Raw genomic sequence first — 2,204 nt, forward strand, 5'->3', positions numbered from 1 at the left:
AGCTGCAAGCCGCCGCTCGCTGGAAGCGCGGCGACAAGCTGCGCCTCGCCGGCATGCTGGAGCGCCCGGCGCAGGCGACCAACTTCGGCGGCTTCGATTACCGCCGATACCTGTACGGGCAGCGGATTCACTGGCTGCTGAAAGCGGACGGCGCCGAGGCGGTCGCCATAACCGGCCGCGAGCGCTTATCGGCCGCTGCGCTGCTGCGGCCGTTCGACGCGGTGCGGGACAGGCTGGGCGCCGGTATGGAGGTTTTGTTTCCGGAGGAGCAGTCCGGCTATATGAAGGGGCTAGTGCTGGGGATAAGAGCCGATCTCGATCCGGAGCTGTTCCGGCAGTTTTCGCAGCTCGGGCTTACGCATATATTGGCGATCTCGGGTTTGCATGTCGCCGTGTTTCTTTTTGGCCTGGGAGGCCTGCTTCGCCTGATGCGGCTTTCCCGCGAAGCCGTGCTTGAGTTCCTCTGCTTTGCCGTGCCGCTATATGTTCTGCTGTCCGGGGCGTCGCCTTCAGTGGTGCGCGCCGGCGTAATGGCCGTTCTCGGACTTCTTATGGCTCGTTTCAACCGCCTGAAGGATGGCCTTCACGTGTTGTGCGCGGCCGCACTGTTGATGCTGATCTGGAACCCTTATTATCTGTCGGACATCAGCTTTCAGCTTTCGTTCGCGGTGACTGCGGGGCTGATCGTCGGCGTTCCGCCCGTTCGCCGAATGCTGCCCAGACCGAAACGCGTTGGGGCTTTGCTTGATCTCGTCACCGTATCTGCGGTCGCCCAGGCTGTATCTTTTCCGCTGTCCATTTATTATTTCAATCAATTTCATTTGCTTTCGCTTCCGGCCAATATCATCCTTGTGCCGTTCATCAGTTTTATCGTGATGCCGATCGGCGCCGCCGCACTGTTTGTTTCTTATGCATGGCTGCCAGCCGGGCAACTGCTTGCGATTGGCGCCGATGCGGCAAACGCGGCGACCTTCACTTTAACCGATTGGTTGTCCCGCGCGGAACCGATGAGGACGATCTGGCCTTCGCCGCCGCTCTGGTGGCAGACTGCCTGGTATGGCATGCTCGGTATTCTGCTCCGGTTGCCACGCGGGATGCAACGCTATCCGGACAATCCGCCTCATCCACAACCGCTCGGTCCGAACGTGCCGCCGTACGAAGCCATTGCGCCGAATCCAGGACCAGGTTGGCGGAGCTATTTGAAGCCGATATTGGCGGCGGCGGCGATCGTCGGCTTGCTCGTATACGCTTATACGCCCGACCGGTTTGACCGCACTGGCAAGGTGCAGTTTCTGGATGTGGGTCAAGGCGACGCGATCCGCATCCGTACCCCTGGCGGCCAGCAGCTGCTTATCGACGGGGGAGGCATGATCGATTTCCGCAAACCGGACGAAACGTGGCGGGAGCGGCGGGATCCTTTTGAGGTCGGCAGGAAAACGGTGGTCCCGCTTTTGTTGAAGCGCGGCGTGCACGCGATCGACTTGCTTGTCGTGACGCATCTGGACGCCGACCACATCGGGGGGTTGAAGGAGGTGCTGCGGTCGATTCCGGTTAAATCGATCTTGTGGAACGGCACGCTGAAGCCCGATGCCGCTGCGCAAAATCTGCTGCGCGAGGCGGCTCGACGGAACATACCGGTTGTCGCAGCCGACTCCGGTTTGCCGGTTTATCGCCCTGACGGCGAAACGGCCGTGCGCATTCTCTGGCCGAAGCCGACAGTGTCCGTTCCAACGGCAACGCTGCCTGTCGTCAAGAAACAGAATGATCAGAGTGTAACCCTGCAGCTGTCCATATACGGGCGCACGTTTGTACTGGCCGGCGATATGGGCTCGGAAACCGAGCAGGAGGTTTTAGAACGCCTTCCCGTCACTGCCCCGGCAGACGTGTTGAAGCTGTCGCACCACGGGAGTAAAAACTCCTCAAGCGCGGAGTGGCTCGCTTACTGGCGTCCTCTGGAGGCGGCCATCTCGGTGGGGCGGATCAATTTCTACGGCCATCCGCATCCCGACACCTTGAAGCGCGCTGCCGCGGTGGGAGCAGCCGTGCGCCGAACCGACGAGGACGGCGAAATTCAATACGGCGTTGGCCGCGGCTACCTGCGCGTTCGCACGAAAAATCACGAAACGATAAAGGAGGAGACCCTTTACTGAAAGTCATTATCCAATCGGAGAATACGCCAAAGGGGACGGGCCTCGGTCATCATA

The 2,204-nt window shown here is 60.6% G+C and carries 1 protein-coding gene; it reads left to right on the forward strand.

What is annotated here, in order from left to right; translation table 11 throughout:
- Nucleotides 1-2,150, forward strand: a 2,150-nt coding sequence (locus BG52_RS05555; protein WP_036666955.1) for a ComEC/Rec2 family competence protein, incomplete at its 5' end; no start/stop codon positions are given.
- Nucleotides 2,151-2,204 lie beyond the last annotated feature (54 nt).

It is taken from the genome of Paenibacillus darwinianus, from assembly GCF_000598065.1.
GTDB classification, from domain to species: Bacteria; Bacillota; Bacilli; order Paenibacillales; family Paenibacillaceae; genus Paenibacillus_I; species Paenibacillus_I darwinianus.